This window comes from Vibrio sp. 10N.286.46.A8, assembly GCF_041470165.1.
In the GTDB taxonomy this organism is placed as follows: domain Bacteria; phylum Pseudomonadota; class Gammaproteobacteria; order Enterobacterales; family Vibrionaceae; genus Vibrio; species Vibrio tasmaniensis_A.
Map to the genome: position 1 here is coordinate 1 of NZ_JBFRLX010000222.1, position 6,429 is coordinate 6,429.

Below are 6,429 nucleotides of genomic sequence, written 5' to 3' on the forward strand. Positions count from 1 at the left end.
CTGTTATGTGGGCGTCGGCAGTCATTGGTATCACCGGAAAACACTCATCGGCTTTTGATTATGCCGATGTGTTGATTCAAGCGTTACGTCAAGAAGGGTGTGAGGCACACACTTTAGAGCAGTTTGCGTTATCTGAAGCGCTCTCTACACAGGTGAATATTGAACCAGCGAAAGCTTGGCTCAATCATTATTCAACGAGTGGACGAAAAGACTGGGCGAGAACGGTGTTGGAACGGTTCTTTGAAGCACATGGAGATAAACCATTTGAAGAGCAAATACGCTTAGCTAAAGAAGTGTCCTTCAAGCGCCCTCTTGCTGAAGTGATTCGAGGGCATATCTATAAAAAGAAAAAGAAACTTCGTAAGTTATTTGGTTTGAAAGAAGAATAAATCACAGGCTCTCAAGGGTACTGGAATTGTACCCTTGTTCAATTTGTGAAAAATCAAAGTGCTGAGCATCAATCTTTCCTAAGCGAACTTCTTTTTCGAATGAGCGCTCGAGTCGCTTTAGATTACTCTCTTTCCAGTTGCTGCCTGTCTGCGTTAAGCATTTATCAAAATCGATAATCCAAACCTTACCTGCTTTATCTACGAGAATGTTATGGATATTGAGGTCGGTATGATTGACCCCTGCATCGTGCATTTTTCGAATTTGATGGCCAATATCGTTGAAATGGGTATCGGATAGTTTTTTGTTCGACAATATCTTTACTAAGTCTTCTGCGTCGGAAATCTTTTCAATTAAAATATCGGCTTTGTAAACGATCCCTTCTCTCGATACCTTTGCAGCAACTGGGCTTGGGACATTAACGTTATGTTTAGCTAGAAGCTCAAGTAACATTAACTCTTGGTATGCTCGTGAGCTCTCTAATCCAGTAAATAAATAGCTGTCTCTAACTAGCTTTCCAAACAAGCCGCCGCGATGATAATGTCGAAGAGCGAAATCGCTTTTTTCTCCCTTAACAAACCATGTTGTTCCTCTACCTTGAGCGTGCCCCAGTATTGCTTGATTTGCCTTCCAATAATCCACAGAAAAAGCCAATTCAACGTCTTCGGTGAGTAACTTAGGGTTATACCAGTACGTTGTTTTATGGATTTGCTTTGTTGTAAACATGAATCACTGTCTCGTATTGGGGAGTTTATGGCATACTTGGTAGAACAGTATATCAAACGCCGAACAGATTAATGAACGATTCATGTAGTTACCAAAAAATATTAGTTGTTGCCACTCATTGCATTGGTGATAGTTTGTTGATCTCTGCTTTTACCCATAGTCTGAGAAAAGCGTTTCCGACCGCCACAATAGATGTTTTAGTTAATGCTAGAGGGGAGATGGTTTTTGGTACCAATCCAGACGTTGACTCTTTAGTTGAAATTCCGCCAAGAGCATCCGTTAAGGACTATTACCGGATTTTAAAAACGCATGGTCGATATGATTTAGTCGTCAATGAAATGCTTAATGATAGAACAGCTATCTATAGTTTTATCTTTGGTAAGAAAAGACTTGGTGCAATTGATGAATCGCTTTCTGGCGCCTGGGTTAAAAAGTTAATTTATACTCATTACATTAAAGAACAGCATCGCTTTGAGCATAAAATGAGTCGCGTTGCTCGTATGCTGGATACCATAGATGTTAATTGTATTGCACGGCTAGTCTCTCCCGAAGAGTTATTACCTTCAGTGGTTCAAAAGAGATTGCCATCAAACTACATTGTTGTGCATGCGCCATCCTCCAACGAAATTAAGCAGTGGCCAGTCTCGTATTGGGTTGAAGTCATCAATCGTCTGATATCTGCAGGTTATAATATTGTCTTATCTGGCGCTAAATTAGAACGAGACGAGACCATTGTTGAACAAATCATTAGCCAAGTTCCTGAATCGAATCAACTGGTCAGTGTTTTGGGGGAGTTATCATTAGCTCAAACCTCTGTATTAATAAAACACAGTGATGGTTTTGTTGGACCTGATAGTGGCCCGGGTCACCTCGCATCAGGTTACTCTATCCCAATTGTATCTATTATTAGCGTAGCGCCAGCAAGCATGTGGTCACCTTGGCCATATGAAGAGCCAATTGATGTAACGAACAATTTATACAGCAATGGTGTTAGCTCCCAAAGAGTCGCCAATATTAGACTTGTGCAATCTGAACGTAACTGCGTCCCTTGTTATAAAAACAGATGTCAAATTAGCGATGATGTCTATTCGCCATGCCTTCAAGATATCAAGCCAGATAACGTTGTTTCTGCTGTTCTAGAAATGATGCCATTGGAATCGATCAATGAATAACGCTCTTTCTGCTCCAAAATCTATTTGTATTCTGCGTTTATCTGCCATTGGTGACGTTTGTCATGCCCTTTCTGTGGTGCAACTTATTCAAGCTACCTATCCAGAATGTCAGATCACGTGGGTGATGGGAAAAATCGAAGCTCAATTACTTGGTGATATACCTGGAATTCAAGTTGTAGTGTTTGATAAAAAACGCGGCCTAAAAGGAATGAAAGAAGTATGGAGAGCCCTGCGTTCAACTCGGTTTGATTATTTGCTGCATATGCAAGTTGCATTAAGAGCCAGCCTGTTAACGATCGGAGTAAAGGCAAAAGTAAAACTTGGTTTTAGTTGGACACGTGCCAAAGAGGGGCAGTGGCTCTTTACCAATCGCAAGCTACCAAAAACGGACGCATCTCATGTGTTAGATAATTTCTCTGAATTTGCTTACTTTTTGGGGTGTCCTAAGCAGATACCGACATGGGATCTTGCTTTGTCTGATGAAGACCAAAAACTATCGATGGAGCTTGCGCATGAGCCGTATATTGTTATTAGCCCTGCCGCGAGTAAAGATGAGAGAAACTGGTTAGTTGAGCGCTATGCCGCTGTCGCCGATCACGCTTATCAGTTAGGCTTTAAAGTGGTTTTTTGTGGTGCTCCAACGGATAGAGAGCGCAATTTAACTGACAATATATCTCAGCACATGACATCACCTTGTATTAACTTAGTAGGCTCAACCTCGTTAAAGCAGCTTACCGCAGTGATTGGTAAATCCAGTGTTGTGATCGCTCCTGATTCAGGGCCTGCACACATTGCGACGACTCAAGGTGTCCCCGTGATTGGTTTGTATGCGCACAGTAACCCAATGCGAACAGGGCCTTACCATAGTTTAGACAGTGTGGTTTCTGTCTATGAACAGATTGCTGAAGAGCAACACGGTAAAGCGGTTGACGAGCTTCCATGGGGAACCCGAGTAAAAGGAAAAGATCTTATGGCTCTTATTTCTACAAAATCGGTGATTGAGCAGCTAGACCGTGTATTAGGCCGATTGAAAAACAAGAAAACATCCAGTGAATAAAGGAATGTCATGAAAATAGCAATATACCCAGGTACTTTTGATCCAGTGACTAACGGCCATTATGACTTAATTAAACGTGCCGCATGTATGTTTGAAAAACTTGTCATTGGTGTCGCAGAGAGCCCAAGTAAAGCCACCTTATTTAGCTTAGATGAGCGTGTGGCCTTATTGCGAGAAACTTGCGATGAATTACCTAATGTTTCCGTCGAAGGTTTTAGCGGTTTACTGGTTGATTTCGCGACCGAGCAAAATGCCTCAATTTTGGTGCGTGGCTTAAGAACAACAATGGACTTTGAGTATGAATTTGGTTTGACGACAATGTATCGTCGGTTAAAACCAGAACTAGAGAGCCTGTTTTTGACACCTTCAGAAGAGTTTGCTTTTTTATCATCAACACTGGTTCGTGAAGTTGCTATTCATGGTGGAGACATAGAGCAATTTGTTCCAGAGTGTGTTCATCAAGCAGTTGTCGCTAAAGTAAAAGCTTCTAAAAATTAAGTGATTATGAATATTCTAATGTATACAAGAGCCACGTTACCTGTGGTGAATTACGGTGGAACGGAACGAGTCATTTGGGACTTAGTTTATGCGTTGCATTTGGCTGGGCACCGAGTGACGCTGCTCGCTGGCAAAGGAACAAAGTGTGATTGGGCGAGAGTCATTGAGTATCAACCAAATGTACCACTGCAAAGTCAGCTTCCTAATGATATTGATGTTGTACATTTCCACTCTGATCTAGAGCCTATCTCTTATCCCTACATTTTAACTCAGCATGGTAATTCAGACGGCCCTATTGACCCGAATACCGTCTTTGTTTCATCTCAGCACGCAAAAAATCATGGTGCACAAGCTTATGTTTACAATGGCTTGAATTGGGACAACTACCAAAAGCCTAACTTTAATTTGAAACGAGAGCGTTTCCATTTCCTTGGGAAAGCGGCGTGGCGAGTTAAAAATGTTCAAGGTGCCATTGATATTACCAAGAAAGCGGGTCAGCAGCTTGATGTATTGGGCGGCCATCGATTGAACTTAAAAATGGGTTTTAGGTTAACGCTAGATCGTCATGTTCGTTTTTTAGGAATGGTGGACGATACAACGAAATCTCAGATCATGACTCAGTCAAAAGGTCTGATATTCCCCGTGACTTGGCATGAACCGTTTGGCTTAGCGATTACAGAGAGTTTGTATTTTGGTTGTCCAGTGTTTGGTACACCCTATGGCTCACTGCCGGAATTAGTTTCTGGTGAGGTAGGTCTTTTATCGATCTGTGAACAAGAGCTCGTAGAAGGGATCTTAAATTCTGACTCCTATGATTCAGCTCGTTGCAATGAATACGCGAGAGATCAATTCAATGCCGATGTCATGGCTGCAGCGTATGTTAGTTATTACGAGAAGGTAGTTGAAGGTAGTAAAGCCAATAGTGCATTAGGAAGTATTGTCGAGTCTTTTAAAAGGTTGCCTTATGAACGATAAATTGAAACCGAAACTGGTTTTTGTAGGCTATAAGCAACAGTATGAAAAACTAGAAATTGACGTCCTATCGTCTGATTATGAAAAGCATCATATATTCCTAAGTAAGTGGCTAGTTAAATTAGTTTCCTTTTTATTTTTCTATAGTAAAAAACATTATCATGAGGCTTATGGAGCGATCATAAGACGACAAATAAAGGCACTAAAAGGCTTCGATGTCATATTCACCACCGATTCTCTGAGAGATATAAAGTCGATATCAAAGATTGATGGGAGGAAGGTGATTGTTTTTAGAAATGTCACAGATGGAAGCCTGAACCATCACCTAAATGATTTTGAAAAATATACGTTTGATGAAGGTGATGCAGCAAAGTATGACTTTAAGCATATTTACCTACCTATGCCTCAACTGAAAATCATCGATGAGATAGAAAAATCATCTGATTTCGATGTTTCTTTTGTCGGCGTGGATAAAGGAAGGAAAGAAAAGGTTCAGAAAATAAAAGGTGCATTAGATGGTTTTAAGTGCAATTTTATTGTTTTTGACAAAAAACCGTCTTATTCCTATGTTGAATACCTAACCGTGATGCTCAATACCAAATGTGTATTGGAAATGGTTCTTGATGGACAGACGTCTGATACTATGAGGGTTAAAGAAGCATTGTATGCTCGAAAAAAAGTAATCACGAATAATACGAGTCTTTATAATCATCCTTTATACTCAAAAGATAACTTTCTTATATTTGACTCTCTAAATGAACTTACTGGTAGTATGGAATACTTTATTTCTAGCGAGTTTGACGAATCAGTTTTGATTAAGCTTGAAGATTACACTGTTGATGGTTTTTATCACAAACTCCTATCTGGTAATGGCGAATAGACTCATTATGAAAAAAATCATACGCAAGATTAAGAAGCTAATATTCATTCGTGATCAAAAAAAACAGAAGAACTTCCTTTCTCGAAAATCAAACTTTACAGACACTCAATTTGAAGGCTGTAACTCTGTAGCAAGCGATTGTGATGTGAATGCTTCATATATTGGCTTCGGTACTTATATTGATACTCATTGTAATATGAACAATGTCAAAATAGGTCGTTTTTGCTCGATTGCTAATAATGTGAAAATTGTCCTAAATAACCACCCGATCAATGATTATGTGTCGACTCACCCTTGCTTTCATCGAGCAGATCATCGATTGATGCAGAAACAAGGATTGGATTTTAACAAAGGTACTATTTACTCGCATACTAAGTATGTTGAGGAGCATTATCAAGTTGTTGTTGGATCCGATGTTTGGATTGGTGAAGACGTGAAAATATTCCCAGGAGTGGCTATCGGGCATGGTGCAGTGATTGCAGCAGGTTCTATTGTGACCAAAGATGTAGAAGCATTCAGTATTGTGGGCGGTGTTCCAGCGAAAGAGATTAAGAAGCGCTTTACTGAAGACGAAAGGGAAGCTCTTTTAATGGAACAGTGGTGGGAATGGCCACTTGAAAAAATCAAAGAGCATCAAGGTGCCTTTATTAACATCAAAGATTTTAAGTTATTGATTAGTTAGAAACTTCTAACTAATCAATCGAGTCTATATGCCTACGTGTAGGTTTATACCCATA

Annotated in this window: 7 protein-coding genes and 1 pseudogene; 7 read left to right on the forward strand and 1 reads right to left on the reverse strand. The window is 40.1% G+C overall.

Going from position 1 to position 6,429, the window contains the following annotated elements:
- Positions 1-389 (forward strand): annotated as a pseudogene (locus AB4232_RS19285) (hypothetical protein); the annotation flags it as partial.
- A 1-nt stretch (position 390) separates the two neighbouring features.
- Here the strand turns inward: AB4232_RS19285 and AB4232_RS19290 are convergent.
- Complete coding sequence (locus AB4232_RS19290; RefSeq protein ID WP_372087784.1) at positions 391-1,113, reverse strand: 3-deoxy-D-manno-octulosonic acid kinase; 723 nt, start codon at positions 1,111-1,113, stop codon at positions 391-393.
- A gap of 71 nt (positions 1,114-1,184) precedes the next feature.
- Here AB4232_RS19290 and AB4232_RS19295 point away from each other — a divergent pair, with 71 nt between their 5' ends.
- From AB4232_RS19295 to AB4232_RS19320, 6 genes are read left to right on the forward strand one after another with little or no spacing between them, the layout of a single operon-like run.
- Positions 1,185-2,285: a glycosyltransferase family 9 protein gene (locus AB4232_RS19295; protein WP_012603047.1), complete on the forward strand. Its 1,101-nt coding sequence runs from the start codon at positions 1,185-1,187 to the stop codon at positions 2,283-2,285.
- Entirely contained in the window at positions 2,278-3,342 is a 1,065-nt protein-coding gene (locus tag AB4232_RS19300; protein WP_372087785.1) for a glycosyltransferase family 9 protein, read from the forward strand. Before AB4232_RS19295 ends, AB4232_RS19300 begins: the two co-directional genes overlap by 8 nt.
- Before the next feature lie 9 nt (positions 3,343-3,351).
- On the forward strand, positions 3,352-3,840 hold the full coding sequence (gene coaD / locus AB4232_RS19305) for a pantetheine-phosphate adenylyltransferase (protein WP_017100187.1): 489 nt from the start codon (positions 3,352-3,354) through the stop codon (positions 3,838-3,840).
- 18 nt (positions 3,841-3,858) lie between these two features.
- A complete protein-coding gene (locus tag AB4232_RS19310) occupies positions 3,859-4,815 on the forward strand; it encodes a glycosyltransferase (RefSeq protein WP_372087786.1) in 957 nt (318 codons plus the stop codon).
- Positions 4,805-5,692 carry a lipopolysaccharide biosynthesis protein gene (locus AB4232_RS19315; RefSeq protein ID WP_372087787.1) on the forward strand — a complete coding sequence of 296 codons (888 nt, stop codon included), beginning with the start codon at positions 4,805-4,807 and terminating at the stop codon, positions 5,690-5,692. Before AB4232_RS19310 ends, AB4232_RS19315 begins: the two co-directional genes overlap by 11 nt.
- A 7-nt stretch (positions 5,693-5,699) precedes the next feature.
- Positions 5,700-6,374 carry a CatB-related O-acetyltransferase gene (locus tag AB4232_RS19320; protein ID WP_372087788.1) on the forward strand — a complete coding sequence of 225 codons (675 nt, stop codon included), beginning with the start codon at positions 5,700-5,702 and terminating at the stop codon, positions 6,372-6,374.
- Positions 6,375-6,429 lie beyond the last annotated feature (55 nt).